The following is a 16625-nucleotide window of genomic DNA, read 5'->3' on the forward strand; positions in this document are numbered from 1 at the left end:
CCCTGTGAGCCCGTCCCTCGTCAGGCCGAATCGCGGCGTATCAGTTCGGTCCGGAGGATGACGTGGCGCCAGGCCACCGCCGGTTCGTCGATTTCCTCCAGCAGGAGTCGGACCATGGCCCGACCGATGTCGGTCAGGGGCTGGCGGACCGTGGTCAGGCGGGGCTCGGTCTGTTCGGCCAGCGGGAAGTCGTCGAAACCGATGACGGCGACGTCCTCCGGCACCCGTCGCCCCGCCGCCCGCAGCGCCCCCAGCGCACCGGCCGCCGTGGTGTCCGACGCGGCGAGCACCCCGTCGATCTCCGGATGCCGTTCCAGCAGCGCGGCCATGGCATGCCGGCCGCTCTCCTCGGTGAAGTCGCTCTCGGCGATCCAGGACGCGTCGGTGCCCAGCCCGACCGACGCCAGTGCCTGGCGGTAGCCGCGCAGCCGGCACTGGGCGGCGTACATGTCGAGCGGCCCGGTGATCGTGGCGATCGCCTTGCGCCCCGTGGCCAGCAGGTGGGTGACCGCGCTGCGGGCGCCCCCGGCGTTGTCCGCGTCGACGTAGCTGACGTGCTCGTCGCCCGAGCGGCGGCCCAGCATGACCGTCGGCAGCCCGGCCTCGGCCAGCATGTCGGGCAGGGAGTCGTCGGCGTGCACGGAGATCAGCAGCGCGCCGTCGACCCGGCCGCCGCGGGCGTACTCCAGGAACCGTTTCCGTTCGGTGTCCGAGCGGATCATCGTCAGCAGCAGCTGCATCCCGGTGTCGGTCAGCGCGTCCCCCAGCGAGCTGACGATCTCCGAGAAGAACGGCTCCGCGAACAGTCTCCAGTCCGGCTCCGTCACGACGAGCGCGACCGCGTCGGCGCGCCGGCCGGCCAGGGTCCGGGCCGCGAGATTCGGCACGTACCCCAGTTCGGCGATGGCTTGCTGCACGGCCTGGCGTGTCGAGTCCTTCACCCCCGCCGCGTTGTTGACGACGCGGGAGACCGTGCCCCGGCCCACTCCGGCGCGGGCGGCCACCTCCTCCAGCGTCGGCGTTTCAGGGCGCCGCCTGCCCATTGAGCACCTCCCCCCACGAGATCCCCGATCTTACGATTCACAGGGCATCGCGCACACGGCTTCTCCCGATGACGACCGGTATGGCGCCCACCGGCCGGGAGGCCTCCGGCGGCGTCCGGCGCCACGGCTGCTGCCCAGGCGCACGACGGCGCGTCCGGCACCACCCCGGACGCCCGGTGGCCCCGGGCGGCAACTCGGCGTGAACTCGCCGGTAAGGAGGGGGTGCGCGTGGCCCGGGCGCCGTCGTCGCCGTCCGAGCTGGTGGTCGCGCGTGCACCGGAACCGGAGCCGGCCGCGCGGGACGGATCGTCCTGCCGCTCCGGTGCGCTGGCCGGAACTCGTCACCCGAAGATCACCGGGCCCTAAGCTCGGACCCGCTGGGCGAATTCGTCGATCTTGGTGAAGGGGCCGGAACTGGTGGAGGACAAAAGGGTTGTCGTCGTGACCGGCGGGGGTTCGGGCATCGGACAGGCCACGGCCCGGCTGCTCGCCGGGGCCGGGCACCACGTGGTCGTCTCCGGTCGGCGGACCGAGCCGCTGGAGCGCCTCGCGCGGGAGACCGGCGCGCTGGCGCATCCGTCCGACATGGGGGACCCCGACGCCGTCGAGGGGCTCGTCCGGGCGACCCTGGACGCGTACGGACGGCTCGACGGAGTGGTGCTGAACGCGGGCATCGGACGTGGCGGCGCCGTCGGCGACATGTCGCTGCGCGACTGGGACGAGGTGATGCGCACCAACCTCACCGGCCCGCTGCTCCTGCTGCGCGCCGCGATCCCGCACCTGCTGGAGACCAAGGGCGCGGTGGTCGCCGTGGCGTCGGTGTCCGCGCTGCGCAACGGCACCGGCAACGCCCCGTACGCCACCTCCAAGGCGGCCCTGTTGCAGCTGTGCCGTTCCGTCGCCGTCGACTACGGCCGGCAGGGTGTGCGCGCCAACACCGTCTGCCCGGGCTGGGTGCGCACCGAGATGGCCGACCGGCGCATGGCCCGCTTCGCCGAGGAGGAGCACCTGCCCGGCGGTATGGAGGACGCCTACGCGGAGGCGACCAGGCTGCTGCCCCAGGGCCGCCCCGGCGAGCCCCGCGAGGTCGCGGAGGCGATCGCCTGGCTGCTGTCCCCGGCGGCCTCCTACGTCAACGGGGCGGTGCTCACCGTGGACGGCGGGGCGACGGCCCTCGATCCCGGGACCCTCGGCTTCGACTACCGGATCACGCCACGCGGCGCCGCCGCCCCCTGAGCCCGCCCGCTGAGCCCGTCCGCCGTCAGCGCGGTTCGGCGTGCCCGGCGGCCGGCGAGGTCCGCGCGCGGCAGGGCAGCGCGTCGGTCATGGCGGGCCACATCCGGGCGATCCCCAGCAGCGTCTGGGGGCTGCCGTGGGTCACGCCGGGCAGCGGGCGCGGGTCGGACGGCGGCACGCCGACCAGCACCGCGCGGCGGGCCTGGCCCACGGCACCGGCCAGCGCTGCGCACGCGAGACGGTCCTCCGGCACCCCCGCCCGCCGGGCGTGCCGGTGCGCCCTCTCGTAGGCGTCCGGCTGGACGTACTGCTGGAGCGTCAGCAGCGCGTCGTACGTCTCGATGGTCTGCCGGTGCGCCTGGAGCACCAGCGGATAGCGCGGCCGCAGCACCTCCTGGAGCCGGGTCCGCCGGGGGCTGGCGAGCGCCACGTGCGGCACCGCCGTCACCAGGTCCCGCCACAGCGGCCACAGCCGCCAGGAGGTCCGCAGCGCGGCGGCCGACCGGGTGAGCGCGGTCGCGGTGGGGACCAGCAGCGACGCCGCCCGCAGGAGGCCGTGCGCCCCCATCACCATGGACAGCCAGGGCAGCAGGGCGGGGGCGAGGCCGTAGAGATGGCCGAGATATCCGCACCAGAAGACGAGGGCGAGGACGCTGCCCGCCGCGAACAGCCGCAGCGACCACACCAGATCGCGTTCCGTCGTGCGCAGGCTGTACCGCCAGCAGACCACGACGGCGACGGCGTCGCCGAGCAGATGGGCGATGCTGAGGATCAGCCAGTAGGCGGTCGTCGCGGACGCGGGCCGCTGCGCCGACGCGGCTGCCGTGACCGGCTGGCCGGCCCCCAGCAGATCCAGCACGAGCAGGGACAGCAGGGCCGCCGTCAGCCCCACCGCGACCGAGCCGCGCAGCCGCGGGGAGCGCCGGCAGTCCACGACGAAGAGCAGGACCAGCCCCGCGCTGAGCACGCCGGTCAGATTGCGCAGCAGCGACACCGCGTGGACCGGGACGCCGACGGAGGCCAGCGCGGTGACGACCCCGCGCTGGAAGAGCGTGATGGCCGTGGTCGCGGCCAGCACGGTGATCCACAGTCCCCGCAGCCGCGGCTCGCGCAGCGCCGGGCGCGCCCGCCAGACGAGGGCGCACCACAGGGCGATGACACTGGCGAGTCCGAGCCGGGCCGCCAGCTCACTCACCGGCATCGGCGGTCACTCCCAGGAACGCGCCGAGACGTCCCAGGGGACCGGCCACCCGGCCGGTCTTCCCGGCGCTCTGGATCAGGCTGGCGATCATCTCGGCTTCCTGTTCCTCGATGGTCGTGTAACTGGTTCTGGCCATCAGCCGCCTGACGAGCTGGGGCGTGAGGGCGTCCAGGAGCCGGCCGGCCAGCCGTGCGCCTTCGTCCGTGAAGCCGCGGTGATGGTCACACAGCACATGGCCGATCTCGTGCAGGATGATGTGCTCCTGGTGCAGGGGAGCCGTCCTGGTCTCGTAGAAGACGTAGTCGGCGTCCTGGGTGCCCAGCCACAGCCCGCAGGCCCCGGTGGCCGCCGCCTCCTCGGGGAGCTCCCTGAGCACGAGCGGACGGCCTCTCATTTCCTCCACCCGCGCGCGGAGCGCCTCCAGGGTGAGCGACCGATCCACCCCGAGATCACGCAGAATCGCGGCGCAACGGCGTTGCAGGGCCGTGTGCTCGCTCGTTCTCCTCATCTGTCGTCACCCCCGTTCGCTGGTCTCACCGGCCGGAAGGGCCGCGGCGGCTCCCCGTCCCGGAGGCGTCGGGGGCGACGGCGGACTCGCTGTGGCGTCTCACTCGCTCGAAGACCTCCTCGCCGGTGAAGTGGTCCGGTGTGACCCCGGAAGGCTTTGCCGGCACGGAGACGACCGTGTCCCGGGGGCAAGCTGCCGACCCACCTAAGCAGGTCGTCCGCCCTTTTGCACACGCCCGCCCGGGCTTTCGGACGCCCTTTGGCGGAAAACCTCTCCTGCCCCGCGGTGCCTTCGCGGACACCTCACGGGTAAACCTCTGTGACTGCCGTCACAGGGGGGCGGGGTGGGTGTGTCAACGTCCCTGACCGCCGCGCCGGGCGGCCGTGCCACCTGGGAACTCCGGGACACCGCTCCTCGCGGACCGCCTACCCTGGAACGCATGACCAGCAGCAGCGACCGGAGCCCGGCAGTGGACGTTCCCGCCCCCAAGAGTTACGAGATCCGCACCTACGGGTGCCAGATGAACGTCCACGATTCGGAGCGATTGGCCGGGCTGCTCGAAGAGGCCGGATACGTACGGGCACCCGAGGGGTCGGACGGGGACGCGGACGTCGTCGTCTTCAACACCTGCGCGGTCCGGGAGAACGCCGACAACCGGCTCTACGGCAACCTCGGCCGGCTCGCGCCGAAGAAGACCTCGCGCCCCGGCATGCAGATCGCGGTCGGCGGCTGCCTCGCGCAGAAGGACCGCGACACCATCGTGAAGAAGGCGCCCTGGGTGGACGTCGTCTTCGGCACGCACAACATCGGCAAGCTGCCCGTCCTGCTGGAGCGCGCCCGCGTCCAGGAGGAGGCGCAGGTGGAGATCGCCGAGTCGCTGGAGGCGTTCCCCTCCACGCTGCCGACCCGGCGCGAGAGCGCGTACGCGGCCTGGGTGTCGATCTCCGTCGGCTGCAACAACACCTGCACCTTCTGTATCGTCCCGGCGCTGCGCGGCAAGGAGAAGGACCGTCGCCCCGGCGACATCCTCGCCGAGATCGAGGCCCTGGTCGGCGAGGGCGTCTCGGAGATCACGCTGCTCGGCCAGAACGTCAACGCCTACGGCTCCGACATCGGCGACCGCGAGGCCTTCAGCAAGCTGCTGCGCGCCTGCGGGAAGATCGAGGGCCTGGAGCGGGTCCGCTTCACCTCCCCGCACCCGCGCGACTTCACGGACGACGTGATCGCGGCCATGGCCGAGACCCCGAACGTCATGCCGCAGCTGCACATGCCACTCCAGTCCGGCTCGGACACGGTCCTGAAGGCGATGCGCCGCTCCTACCGCCAGGAGCGGTACCTGGGGATCATCGAGAAGGTGCGGGCCGCGATCCCGCACGCGGCGATCACCACCGACATCATCGTGGGCTTCCCCGGCGAGACCGAGGAGGACTTCGAGCAGACGCTGCACGTCGTCCGCGAGGCCCGCTTCGCCCAGGCCTTCACCTTCCAGTACTCCAAGCGCCCCGGCACCCCCGCCGCGACGATGGACGGCCAGATCCCCAAGGAGGTCGTCCAGGCGCGCTACGAACGGCTGGTGGCCCTCCAGGAGGAGATCTCCTGGGAGGAGAACAAGAAGCAGGTCGGCCGCACGCTGGAACTGATGGTCGCCGAGGGCGAGGGCCGCAAGGACGGCGCCACCCACCGTCTCTCCGGCCGCGCCCCCGACAACCGCCTGGTCCACTTCACCAAGCCCGACCAGGAGGTCCGCCCCGGCGACGTCGTCACCGTCGAGATCACGTACGCCGCCCCGCACCACCTCCTCGCCGAGGGCCCCGTCCTCGCCGTGCGCCGCACGCGCGCGGGCGACGCCTGGGAGAAGCGCAACACGGCGGAGGCCGCCAAGCCGGCGGGCGTGATGCTGGGCCTGCCGAAGATCGGCGTGCCGGAGCCGCTGCCGGTGGCCGCGGGAAGCGGCTGCGGCTGCGACTGACGGCCTGCCGTCGGACGGGAGCCCGTACGGACGTCCGGCGGAGCCTTCACTGCTGTGGGCATCCGGGCGTGCGGGCGTTTGGGCGTCCGAGGGATGGCGCCCTGCGTCGGTGCCGGGCGGGGCGCGTGCACGCGGCGGAGGCCGTAGGTGTGCGGGGCGGGGGAGAGGCGGCCCGCCGGCCCGCCACGACGTGTCGGAACGCGGCCCGGCCCGCCGACCGGCGTGCCGACCGAGGACCGCGGTCCGGGCGGCCCTGGGCGGGGCGTTAACCTGCCGACCATGCTTGTCGCCGCCGCAGTCTGCCCCTGCCCGCCACTGCTCGTGCCCGAGGTCGCCGCGGGTGCCGCACCGGAACTGGACGCCGCCCGCGCGGCCTGCTCGGACGCCCTCGGCGTGCTCGCCGCCGCCCGCCCCGACCTGCTGGTGGTCGTCGGCACCGCCGGGCCGGACGGGCTCGGCCCGTTCCCGCAGGGCACCCCGGGCACCTTCCGTGGCTTCGGGGTCGACGTGGACGTACGGCTGGGCCGTGCCACGGGCGCCGCCCCGGAACGCGAACTGCCGGCCTCGCTGGCCGTCGGCGCCTGGCTGCTGGAGCGGACCGGCTGGGCCGACGCCCCGGTCGAGGGGCTCGGCGTCGCCGACACGCTGGAGCCCGGGCGCTGCGCCGAGACCGGCCGGGAACTGGCCGCCCGGGCAGGGCGGGTGGCGCTGCTGGTGATGGGCGACGCCAGCGCCTGCCGCAGCCTCAAGGCGCCGGGTTACCTGGACGAACGCGCCGCCCCCTTCGACGCGGAGGCCGCCCGGGCACTCGGCGCGGCGGACCTGGCGGCCCTGCGTGCGCTGGACCCCGCCCTCGCCCGCGAACTGAAGGCGGCCGGCCGCGCCCCCTGGCAGATCCTCGCCGGCGCGGCGGAGGACACCCGCCTCACCGGTGCGCTGCTGTACGAGGACGCGCCCTACGGGGTGGGCTATCTGGTCGCCACCTGGTCCTGACATCGAGGCGGCCCGGAGACACCGGGTGTCCAAGGCATCCCAGGACACCCGGCCCTCCGGCAGTCGCCGCGTCCCCCGGTCACGAAGTCGGCGGCGGGCCCTCCGGGCGCGTCGGCATCGCCGGGTCGGGGGGCGGCGGTGCCGCCGTGGGACCGCTCTTCTGCGCGAGGCGGTCCACGGCCTCCTTGGCCTTGCCCGTGCCCGTCTGGATCTTGTCGCTGTACTTGCCCTTGGTCCGCTCGTCGACGGCCTTGGCGGCCTTGTCGATCCCGTGCTGGACCTTGTCCCCGTGCTGCCGAGCGAGGTCCGACACCTTGTCCTTGGCCGGGCCCAGCTTGGCCTTCATGTTGTCCAACAGACCCATGGTCCACCTTCCCTCGCCCCGGCCCGTCCGGCCGTCGCCTCCGGCCTGCCGAGCAACCGTACGAACACGGTCATTTCCACTCCATACGGTACTCGTAGGGGCGAAAACACGCGTCACCCCCGTGTCTACCCACCGCGGACACCGCGTACCCGGCGTGGAGGCGGCATCACCCCACTCGTTCGAGGGTTCGTCCGGACGTTTGCGAAACTGGTGCGGTGAGCAGCGCACCCGTCGCCCCCCGCGTCATCGCCGTCGTAGGCCCCACCGCGGCCGGCAAGTCCGATCTCGGCGTCTTCCTGGCCCGGCAACTCGGCGGCGAGGTCGTCAACGCCGACTCCATGCAGCTGTACCGGGGGATGGACATCGGTACCGCCAAGCTGACGCCCGGGGAGCGCGGCGGTGTCCCGCACCATCTGCTGGACGTCTGGGACGTGACGGTCACCGCCTCGGTCGCCGAGTACCAGAAGCTGGCCCGCGCGCGGATCGACGCGCTGCTCGCCGAGGGCCGCTGGCCCGTCCTGGTCGGCGGCTCCGGTCTGTACGTCCGCGGAGCCGTCGACAACCTGGAGTTCCCCGGCACCGACCCGGAGGTCCGGGCCCGGCTGGAGGAGGAGCTGGCCCTGCGCGGCCCGGGAGCCCTGCACGCCCGGCTGGCCGCCGCCGACCCGGAGGCCGGCCGCGCGATCCTGCCGGGCAACGGCCGCCGGATCGTCCGCGCGCTGGAGGTGATCGAGATCACCGGCCAGCCCTTCACCGCCAATCTGCCGGGCCACGACTCGGTGTACGACACGATTCAGATCGGCGTGGACGTCGCCCGCCCGGAACTGGACGAGCGCATCGCGCGGCGCGTCGACCGGATGTGGGAGGCGGGCCTCGTGGACGAGGTGCGCGCACTGGAGGCGCAGGGCCTGCGCGAGGGGCGCACGGCGTCGCGTGCGCTCGGCTACCAGCAGGTCCTCGCGGCGCTGGCCGGGGAGTGCACCGAAACGGAAGCGCGGGCCGAGACCGTGCGCGCCACCAAGCGCTTCGCGCGCCGCCAGGATTCGTGGTTCAGGCGGGATCCCCGGGTGCACTGGTTGAGTGGGGCCGCCGCCGACCGCGGGGAACTTCCGCAGCAGGCCCTGGCGTTGGTCGAACGACCGGTTACAGCCTGATCACGTCATGGCATCGGGATGCGTCGCCGGTCATCGCGGCCTGTGGCGTCGTGCCATCATCGAGCTTCGATCGACCAAGTGGAGCCTAGTTGGGAGGGCGCGTGGCGATGGAGGCCGGCCCTCGCGACACCGCACGAAGCACCGAGCACGTCACCACCGGGAGTGACGAACCCGGCCCGGGCGGGGATCACCCGGCCGAGCGCCACCCCCGGACGGGCGGCTATCCGGCCGAGAACACCCTCGGCACAGACCCTCTGGCAGCGGATCCCCTGGCCGTGGACCGTCTGGCCACGGACCCCCTGGCCGTGGACCGCCTGGTGGACGACCGGCTCGCCGACGACGGCCCCGAAGAGGCCCCGGACGGCGTCACCGCCGACGGACCGGAGCCCGAGGAGATGTACGCGGGCGGACCGGAGGTCGAGGTCGAGCTGCGCCCGCAGCGCCGGCTGCGCATCTGGCAGCTCGCGCCCATCGTGAGCCTGGCCGCCGTCGGCTCCCTGATGTTCGCCTTCCCGCTCGCCTTCGACTTCGGCGACAGCGGCGCGGTCATCGCCATGCTCGGCCTGCTGATCTGCTCCTGCGCCGCCGGCTGGGGCATGATGGCCGCCCGCCGGGTCGGCTACACCTGGCCGGGCCTGCCCCCGCGCGGCTCGGGCCGCCGCCCGGACTGGCGGGTCGTCCTCGGCTACGTCCTGCTGGTGGCCCTCGCGGTGATCCTCGCCGTGTGGCGGGTGGCCCGGCTGCGCTGAAGCGCCCCTGAAAGGGTCACGGTCCGCTCTGTACGATCGAGGAATGAGCACACGGATCGCCTTCCTCAAGGGTCACGGCACCGAGAACGACTTCGTGATCGTCCCGGACCCGGAGAACGCCCTCGACCTGTCCCCGGCCGCCGTGGCCGCGCTGTGCGACCGCCGGGCGGGCATCGGAGGCGACGGCGTGCTGCACGTCGTACGGTCGGCGGCCCACCCGGAGGCCCGGGCGATGGCCGGCGAGGCCGAGTGGTTCATGGACTACCGCAACGGCGACGGCTCGGTCGCCGAGATGTGCGGCAACGGAGTGCGTGTGTTCGCGCGCTACCTCCAGCACGCCGGGCATGTGGCCGAAGGTGACCTCGCGATCGCCACGCGCGCGGGCGTGAAGACCGTCCACATCGCCAAGGACGGTGACATCACCGTCGGCATGGGCCGCGCCCGCCTCCCCGAGGGGGACGTCACGGTGGCCGTCGGCGAGCGCAGCTGGCCCGCGCGCAACGTCAACATGGGCAACCCGCACGCGGTCGCCTTCGTGGCCGACCTGGCGCACGCCGGCGACCTGTACACCGCGCCGCCGGTCAGCCCGGCGACCGCCTACCCGGACGACGTGAACGTCGAGTTCGTCGTCGACCGCGGTCCCCGCCACGTCGCCATGCGCGTGCACGAGCGCGGCTCCGGCGAGACCCGCTCCTGCGGCACGGGCGCGTGCGCCGTCGCGGTGGCCGCCGCCCGCCGGGACGGCACCGACCCGGCCGTCACCGGCGCCCCGGCGACGTACACCGTCGACGTGCCCGGCGGACGCCTGGTCATCACCGAGCGGCCCGACGGCGAGATCGAGATGACCGGCCCCGCCGTGATCGTCGCCGAGGGTGAGATCGACGGCGAGTGGCTGGCCCGCGTGTTCGGCTGACCGAAAACCTAAACCTCCATCCCGTCGCTCGAATGGGTGATCCGTTTCACGCTCGGCCGGAGGCGGTCGGTCGGGGGTGGCGGGCTCGATAGCATCAAGCACCGGCACGGACGGGGGAACGTCGCCAACCCCGAGCCGCGTGCGCCCTGGGGGCTCCGTCCGCCGGTCCACGAGCCGGAGGTGCCCATGAGTGCGGAGGCCACGAACCCTGCGACCGCTGGACCGGTGGTGCCCCCGGTGCCGCAGTCGCTCACCGCGTCCGCGGCACCCGCGGCGACGCGCAGAAAGGCCCGGCCCCGGCTCGACCTGCGCCGGCTCGGCCGTGCCGCGCTGCTCGGCTCCGCCACCCGGGACAAGCTCCCCGACGCGATCGGCCATGTCGTGGAGGCGCACCGCGCCCACCACCCCGACGCCGACATCGAACCCCTGCGCCGCGCCTACGTCCTGGCCGAGTCCTCGCACCGCGGCCAGACGCGCAAGAGCGGCGAGCCGTACATCACGCACCCGCTCGCCGTCACCCTCATCCTCGCCGAACTCGGCGCCGAGACCACGACGCTGACGGCCTCCCTGCTGCACGACACGGTCGAGGACACCGAGGTGACGCTGGAGCAGGTGCGGGAGCAGTTCGGCGAGGAGGTGCGTTATCTGGTCGACGGCGTCACGAAACTGGAGAAGGTCGACTACGGAGCCGCCGCCGAACCGGAGACCTTCCGCAAAATGCTCGTCGCCACCGGCAACGACGTGCGCGTGATGTCGATCAAGCTCGCCGACCGCCTGCACAACATGCGCACGCTCGGCGTGATGCGCCCCGAGAAACAGGCGCGGATCGCCAAGGTCACCCGGGACGTCCTCATCCCGCTCGCCGAACGCCTCGGCGTACAGGCGCTCAAGACCGAACTGGAGGACCTGGTCTTCGCTGTCCTCCACCCCGAGGAGTACGCCCGCACCCGCGAGCTCATCGCGGAGAACGCCGCCCGCCCCGGCGACGTGCTCGCCGAGGTCGCCGAGGAGGTGCGCGGGGTGCTGCGCGAGGCCGACATCCCGGCCGAGGTGCTCATCCGGCCCCGGCACTTCGTCTCCGTCCACCGCGTGGCCCGCAAGCGCGGCCGGCTGCGCGGCACGGACTTCGGCCGCCTGCTGGTGCTGGTGAACGAGGACGCGGACTGTTACGCCGTCCTCGGTGAACTGCACACCTGTATGACGCCGGTGGTCTCGGAGTTCAAGGACTTCATCGCCGTACCGAAGTTCAACCTCTACCAGTCCCTGCACACCGCCGTCGCCCGTCCCCAGCGGCGAACCGACGCGCCCGGGGGCACCCCCGCCGCCGCCCAGGTCGTCGAAGTCCTCATCCGCACCCACCAGATGCACAAGGTCGCCGAGGCCGGCGTCGTCGCCCTCGGCAACCCGTACGCGCCCGCTCCCGACGCGCCCGCCCCCGACGCCTCCTCCGCCGAGGGCGAGCGCGTCGACCCCACCCGCCCCGGCTGGCTCTCCCGCCTCCTCGACTGGCAGCGGGCCGCCACCGACCCCGACACCTTCTGGTCCACCCTGCGCGAGGACCTCGCCCAGGACCGCGAGATCACCGTCTTCCGCCCCGACGGCGGCACCCTCGGCCTGCCCGAGGGCGCCACCTGCGTGGACGCCGCCTACGCGCAGTACGGCGAGGACGCGCACGCCTGCATCGGCGCCCGCGTCAACGGCCGCCTCGCGACCCTCAGCACGGTCCTGCGCGACGGCGACACCGTGCAGCTCCTGATGGGCCAGGACCCCGCCTCCGAGCCCTCCCGCGAATGGCTGGACCACGCCCACACCCCGGCCGCCCGCATCGCCATCCAGCGCTGGCTGGCCACCCACCCCGGCGGCGGCACCGACACGGACGACGGCGCGGCCGATCCGGACGACCGCCGCGCCGCCGCCGCGTCCCGCGCGGCCTCGGCCCGCGACGGCGGGGGCGCCGCCCCGGGCCCGACCGCCGGGGGGCGCCCCGGGGCAGTGCCCGCGCGCCCCGCGGACGGAGATTCCGCCCCGCGCTCCCGGCGCGCCGACGTCCTGGCGGACCGCCCCGGCGCCGCCGTACGGCTCGCCGGGTGCTGTACGCCCGTACCGCCGGACGAGATCACCGGCTTCGTGGTGCGCGGGGGAGTGGTGACCGTGCACCGTGCGCAGTGCGCCGCGGTGGCGCACATGAAGAGCCTGGGGCGCGCCGAGACCGGCGTGCGCTGGGGGGAGACCGCCGAGTGCCGGGTCACCCTGGTCGCTGAATCGTTCGGCCGCCCCCATCTGCTGGCCGACCTCACCGAGGCCATCGCCCTGGAAGGCGCCGAGATCGTCTCCGCCACCGTCGAGCCGCCCAGCCAGCAGCGGGTGCGCCACACCTACACCCTGGAGCTCCCCGACGCCTCCCGCCTCCCGGCCCTGATGCGCGCCATGCGGGACGTGCCCGGGGTGTACGACGTGAGCCGCGCCCAGCATCAGACGCCCACCACCTGACGCCGCCGATCCCGACCGCCCCGCTGCCCGCGCCCCCGCCGGCGGGACCTGCCCTGCGCGTCGTCCCGGCACTTGACCGGGGCATCCGCTGCGCTCGCCCCCGGTCCTTGACGGCAGCGCCCGGGCTGCTGGTGTACCGGGTCCCTGCCAGTGGCACCGCCCGCGCGTGACTCCGGCCCCCGGCCGCGATATCCGTTTCGCTCGCCCCCGGTCCCTGGACATGGCATCGGTCCTGCTCGGCACCGGTCTCCGCGATGGCGCCCGCCCTGCTCGGCGGCGCCCGGCCTGCTGGTCGCCTTGGTGGCTGGCCCGGGCATTCGTCCCGCGTGCTGGTCGGTCGCTGACGGCGGCATCCGTTCCGCTCGGCTCCGGTTCCTGAACGCGCCATCGGCGCCGGCCTCCACCGACGGCGCCCGCTCCGGTCGCCCCCGGCCGCTCGGCGGCGGCGCCCGGCCGGCTCGTCGCCCCGGCCCCCGCATCCGGCCCGCGGCCTCACCATCGGTCCCCGGCCCGGCCACCGCCCCCGGTCCCCCTCGCCCCGCCTCCTGACGACGGCGCCAGGGTTACCCGTTCGGGTGGGGCGGCCGCGCGTCGCCGTCTTGGGGTGGGGCCGCACTGGTAGCGGTGGTCCATGTCGCTCAGTCCCCGCCCTCGCCCCCGCCTCCGTACGGCGGCCCGGCGCGAGACCTCCCCGTACCACCTTCACCCCCGCGTCGAGCACGGAACCTCCGCGCACCGGACCCGCTCCGGAAAGCGCCGGTACCGCACGGCGGCCCTGCTCGCCTCCGCCGTCTCCCTCAGTCTCGTCGCCGCCGCGGCCCCGGCCGAACCCCTCGGCGTCGGTGACCGCCTCTACCCGTACCTCGGCAACCCCGGCTACGACGTCGCCTCGTACGACCTGGCCCTCACCTACAGCGGCGCCCGCGACAAGCCGCTGGAGGCCGTGACGACGATCGACGCGCGGTCCACCGCCGACCTGGAGCGCGTCAACCTCGACTTCACCCACGGCACCGTGCGCTCGGTCGAGGTCGACGGTCTCCCGGCCGGCTTCACCAGCGCCGGCGAGGACCTTGTCCTCACCCCGCGCCACCCGCTGACCGAGGGCCGCCGGTTCCGGATCACCGTGCGGCACACCAGCGACCCCGTCTACGGCGAGGGCCAGCAGGGCGGCTGGGTGCGCACCGCCGACGGGCTCGCCATGGCCAACCAGGCCGACGCCGCCCACCTGGTGTTCCCTTGCAACGACCACCCGTCCGACAAGGCGATGTTCACCTTCCGGGTCACCGCGCCCCACGCCTACACGGTCGTGGCCAACGGCCTGCCCGTCGGAACGGACCGGGACGGCTCCACCACCACCTGGACCTACCGCACCCGGCACCCCATGGCCACCGAACTCGCCCAGGTGTCCATCGGCCGCTCCGCCGTGGTCCGCCGCGAGGGACCGCACGGGCTGCCCCTGCGCGACGTCGTCCCCGCCGCCGACCGCGAGAGGCTCGAACCGTGGCTCGCGAAGACGCCCGGCCAGCTCACCTGGATGGAGAGCAAGATCGGCCGGTACCCCTTCGAGACGTACGGCGTGCTCATGGCACAGGCGTCCACGGGCTTCGAGCTGGAGACACAGACCCTCTCCCTCTTCGAGAAGAGCCTGTTCACCGAGCCCGGCTACCCGAAGTGGTACCTGGAATCGATCATGGTGCACGAGCTGTCCCACCAGTGGTTCGGCGACAGCGTCACCCCGCGCGCCTGGTCCGACGTCTGGCTGAACGAGGGGCACGCCACCTGGTACGAGGCGCTGTACAGCGAGGAGACCGCGAACCGTCCCCTGGAGGCGCGGATGAAGGCCGCGTACGGCGCCTCCGACCGCTGGCGCGAGGCCGGCGGCCCGCCCGCCCGGCCCAAGCCGCCCGCCCCCGGCCAGAAGATCGACCTCTTCCGGCCCAACGTCTACGACGGCGCCGCCCTCATCCTCTACGCCCTGCGGCAGGAGATCGGCCGGCCGGCCTTCGAGCGGCTGGAGCGGCTCTGGGTCCATGAGCACCGCGACGCCACCGCCACCACCGGCGACTTCGTCCGGCTGGCCTCGGCCGTCGCCGGCCGCGACCTCGACGGCTTCCTGCGGCCCTGGCTGTACGGCGAGAAGACCCCGCCCATGCCCGGCCACCCGGACTGGAAGCCGACGGCGGCGGCCAAGGCGGCCGAGCCCCACCTACGGCGATAACCCGGTGACGAGACGCACCGTCCCGTGCGACCATCTACGAGTCGGCGCACGGGACGGGACACGGGAATCTCCCGGGGTACCCGTACGTTGAACCAGGCGAGCGGCCCACTGCGACCGCCGCACCGACGCCGTAACGGCAACCCCATCGACGTAAGGATCCAATGACCTCCTCTTCTTCCCCTTCCCAGGACACCAAGCGCCTCGCGCACGCCTATCCCGAGGGTCTTCGGGCCGATGCCCTGATGGAAGAGGACGTCGCCTGGAGCCACGAGATCGACGGCGAGCGGGACGGCGACCAGTTCGACCGCTCCGAGCGCGCGGCCCTGCGCCGCGTCGTCGGCCTGTCCACCGAACTGGAGGACGTCACCGAGGTCGAGTACCGCCAGCTCCGCCTGGAGCGGGTCGTGCTCGTCGGCGTGTGGACCAGCGGTACCGCCCAGGACGCGGAGAACTCCCTCGCGGAGCTGGCCGCCCTCGCGGAGACCGCGGGCGCGCTCGTGCTCGACGGCGTCATCCAGCGCCGCGACAAGCCCGACGCGGCCACCTACATCGGCTCCGGCAAGGCCGCCGAGCTGCGTGACGTCGTCCTCGAAACGGGCGCGGACACTGTCATCTGCGACGGTGAGCTGAGCCCGGGCCAGCTGATCCAGCTGGAGGACGTGACCAAGGTCAAGGTCATCGACCGTACGGCCCTGATCCTGGACATCTTCGCCCAGCACGCCAAGTCCCGCGAGGGCAAGGCGCAGGTCGCGCTCGCGCAGATGCAGTACATGCTGCCGCGGCTGCGCGGCTGGGGTCAGTCGCTGTCCCGGCAGATGGGTGGCGGTCGCGGCGGCCTCGCCACGCGTGGTCCCGGTGAGACCAAGATCGAGACGGACCGGCGCCGGATCCGCGAGAAGATGGCGAAGATGCGCCGGGAGATCGCGGAGATGAAGACCGGCCGCGAGGTCAAGCGCCAGGAGCGCCGGCGCAACAAGGTGCCGTCCGTCGCCATCGCGGGCTACACCAACGCCGGCAAGTCCTCGCTGCTCAACCGCCTCACGGGCGCCGGCGTCCTGGTCGAGAACGCGCTGTTCGCGACCCTGGACCCGACCGTCCGCCGGGCCGAGACGCCGGGCGGCCGGCTGTACACGCTGGCCGACACCGTCGGCTTCGTCCGGCACCTGCCGCACCACTTGGTCGAGGCGTTCCGCTCCACCATGGAGGAGGTCGGCGACTCCGACCTGATCCTGCACGTGGTGGACGGCTCGCACCCGACCCCGGAGGAGCAGCTCGCCGCCGTGCGCGAGGTGATCCGGGACGTCGGCGCCACCGACGTGCCCGAGATCGTCGTGATCAACAAGGCGGACGCGGCCGACCCGCTGGTCCTCCAGCGGCTGCTGCGGGTCGAGAAGCGCTCGATCGCGGTCTCGGCGCGCACCGGCCAGGGCATCGCGGAACTGCTCGCCCTGATCGACGACGAGCTGCCCCGCCCCGCGGTGGAGATCACGGCACTGGTGCCCTACACCCACGGCAAGCTGGTCGCCCGTGCGCACGCCGAGGGCGAGGTGATCTCCGAGGAGCACACCGCGGAGGGCACCCTGCTCAAGGTCCGGGTGCACGCGGAACTGGCGGCGGACCTGGCACCGTACGCACCGGTCTCCGCCTGACCCACGGCAGGACGAGGGCCCGCCACCCCCCCCGGGTGGGGGGGCCTCGTCCTTCTCCCGGCGCCCTCGGGCTCCACGCCCCGCTAAACCCTCTCTTCCCCCGTCTTCGACCCCCTTTGCCCCCCCCCCCCCCCCGGG

General features: G+C 73.6%; 13 protein-coding genes. 9 read left to right on the top strand and 4 right to left on the bottom strand.

Annotated features, from left to right (window positions below; all coding sequences use genetic code 11):
- Positions 1–20: 20 nt before the first annotated feature.
- On the bottom strand, positions 21–1043 hold the full coding sequence (locus ACZ4W9_RS33760; protein ID WP_467942211.1) for a LacI family DNA-binding transcriptional regulator: 1023 nt from the start codon (positions 1041–1043) through the stop codon (positions 21–23).
- Positions 1044–1460: 417 nt separating this feature from the next.
- On the opposite strand from ACZ4W9_RS33760, the gene ACZ4W9_RS33765 reads away from it, so the two are divergent.
- The gene (locus ACZ4W9_RS33765) at positions 1461–2279 is read left to right on the top strand and encodes an SDR family NAD(P)-dependent oxidoreductase (RefSeq protein ID WP_467942231.1); all 819 of its coding nucleotides are present in this window, start codon (positions 1461–1463) and stop codon (positions 2277–2279) included.
- Between the two features lie 25 nt (positions 2280–2304).
- Here ACZ4W9_RS33765 and ACZ4W9_RS33770 read toward each other — a convergent pair whose 3' ends face one another.
- Positions 2305–3480 (bottom strand): MAB_1171c family putative transporter, encoded by a 1176-nt coding sequence (locus tag ACZ4W9_RS33770; protein ID WP_467942212.1) that lies wholly within the window; start codon positions 3478–3480, stop codon positions 2305–2307.
- Positions 3467–3874, bottom strand: coding sequence for a regulator component (locus ACZ4W9_RS33775; RefSeq protein WP_467942214.1), 408 nt, complete (start codon positions 3872–3874; stop codon positions 3467–3469). Before ACZ4W9_RS33775 ends, ACZ4W9_RS33770 begins: the two co-directional genes overlap by 14 nt.
- Positions 3875–4427: 553 nt before the next feature.
- Here ACZ4W9_RS33775 and miaB point away from each other — a divergent pair.
- Positions 4428–5957 (top strand): tRNA (N6-isopentenyl adenosine(37)-C2)-methylthiotransferase MiaB, encoded by a 1530-nt coding sequence (gene miaB, locus ACZ4W9_RS33780; protein ID WP_467942215.1) that lies wholly within the window; start codon positions 4428–4430, stop codon positions 5955–5957.
- A 279-nt stretch (positions 5958–6236) separates the two neighbouring features.
- Positions 6237–6950 carry a class III extradiol dioxygenase subunit B-like domain-containing protein gene (locus tag ACZ4W9_RS33785; protein ID WP_467942216.1) on the top strand — a complete coding sequence of 238 codons (714 nt, stop codon included), beginning with the start codon at positions 6237–6239 and terminating at the stop codon, positions 6948–6950.
- A gap of 79 nt (positions 6951–7029) precedes the next feature.
- On the opposite strand, the gene ACZ4W9_RS33790 is transcribed toward ACZ4W9_RS33785, so the two are convergent.
- On the bottom strand, positions 7030–7314 hold the full coding sequence (locus ACZ4W9_RS33790; RefSeq protein WP_467942218.1) for an antitoxin: 285 nt from the start codon (positions 7312–7314) through the stop codon (positions 7030–7032).
- Positions 7315–7529: 215 nt separating this feature from the next.
- Between ACZ4W9_RS33790 and miaA the strand changes: the two genes are divergently transcribed.
- The 6 genes from miaA (at position 7530) to hflX (ending at position 16487) form a co-directional block, all read left to right on the top strand.
- Entirely contained in the window at positions 7530–8468 is a 939-nt protein-coding gene (gene miaA, locus ACZ4W9_RS33795) for a tRNA (adenosine(37)-N6)-dimethylallyltransferase MiaA (protein ID WP_467942219.1), read from the top strand.
- A gap of 107 nt (positions 8469–8575) precedes the next feature.
- Positions 8576–9217, top strand: coding sequence for a hypothetical protein (locus ACZ4W9_RS33800; RefSeq protein ID WP_467942232.1), 642 nt, complete (start codon positions 8576–8578; stop codon positions 9215–9217).
- A 43-nt stretch (positions 9218–9260) separates the two neighbouring features.
- Positions 9261–10130 carry a diaminopimelate epimerase gene (gene dapF / locus ACZ4W9_RS33805; protein WP_467942220.1) on the top strand — a complete coding sequence of 290 codons (870 nt, stop codon included), beginning with the start codon at positions 9261–9263 and terminating at the stop codon, positions 10128–10130.
- 186 nt (positions 10131–10316) lie between these two features.
- Entirely contained in the window at positions 10317–12620 is a 2304-nt protein-coding gene (locus tag ACZ4W9_RS33810) for a RelA/SpoT family protein (protein WP_467942222.1), read from the top strand.
- A 631-nt stretch (positions 12621–13251) separates the two neighbouring features.
- Complete coding sequence (locus ACZ4W9_RS33815) at positions 13252–14838, top strand: M1 family metallopeptidase (RefSeq protein WP_467942223.1); 1587 nt, start codon at positions 13252–13254, stop codon at positions 14836–14838.
- A 161-nt stretch (positions 14839–14999) separates the two neighbouring features.
- A complete protein-coding gene (gene hflX / locus ACZ4W9_RS33820) occupies positions 15000–16487 on the top strand; it encodes a GTPase HflX (protein ID WP_467942225.1) in 1488 nt (495 codons plus the stop codon).
- Positions 16488–16625 lie beyond the last annotated feature (138 nt).

The organism is Streptomyces sp. NPDC029296 (assembly GCF_055569255.1).

Excerpts from the sequence above, each read along its gene's own strand:
- dapF (WP_467942220.1), top strand. The coding sequence starts at position 9,261 with ATGAGCACACGGATCGCCTTCCTCAAGGGTCACGGCACCGAGAACGAC.
- ACZ4W9_RS33785 (WP_467942216.1), top strand. The coding sequence starts at position 6,237 with ATGCTTGTCGCCGCCGCAGTCTGCCCCTGCCCGCCACTGCTCGTGCCC.
- ACZ4W9_RS33770 (WP_467942212.1), bottom strand. The coding sequence starts at position 3,480 with ATGCCGGTGAGTGAGCTGGCGGCCCGGCTCGGACTCGCCAGTGTCATC.
- ACZ4W9_RS33790 (WP_467942218.1), bottom strand. The coding sequence starts at position 7,314 with ATGGGTCTGTTGGACAACATGAAGGCCAAGCTGGGCCCGGCCAAGGAC.
- ACZ4W9_RS33810 (WP_467942222.1), top strand. The coding sequence starts at position 10,317 with ATGAGTGCGGAGGCCACGAACCCTGCGACCGCTGGACCGGTGGTGCCC.
- ACZ4W9_RS33760 (WP_467942211.1), bottom strand. The coding sequence starts at position 1,043 with ATGGGCAGGCGGCGCCCTGAAACGCCGACGCTGGAGGAGGTGGCCGCC.
- hflX (WP_467942225.1), top strand. The coding sequence starts at position 15,000 with ATGACCTCCTCTTCTTCCCCTTCCCAGGACACCAAGCGCCTCGCGCAC.
- ACZ4W9_RS33775 (WP_467942214.1), bottom strand. The coding sequence starts at position 3,874 with ATGAGAGGCCGTCCGCTCGTGCTCAGGGAGCTCCCCGAGGAGGCGGCG.
- ACZ4W9_RS33800 (WP_467942232.1), top strand. The coding sequence starts at position 8,576 with ATGGAGGCCGGCCCTCGCGACACCGCACGAAGCACCGAGCACGTCACC.
- miaB (WP_467942215.1), top strand. The coding sequence starts at position 4,428 with ATGACCAGCAGCAGCGACCGGAGCCCGGCAGTGGACGTTCCCGCCCCC.
- ACZ4W9_RS33815 (WP_467942223.1), top strand. The coding sequence starts at position 13,252 with ATGTCGCTCAGTCCCCGCCCTCGCCCCCGCCTCCGTACGGCGGCCCGG.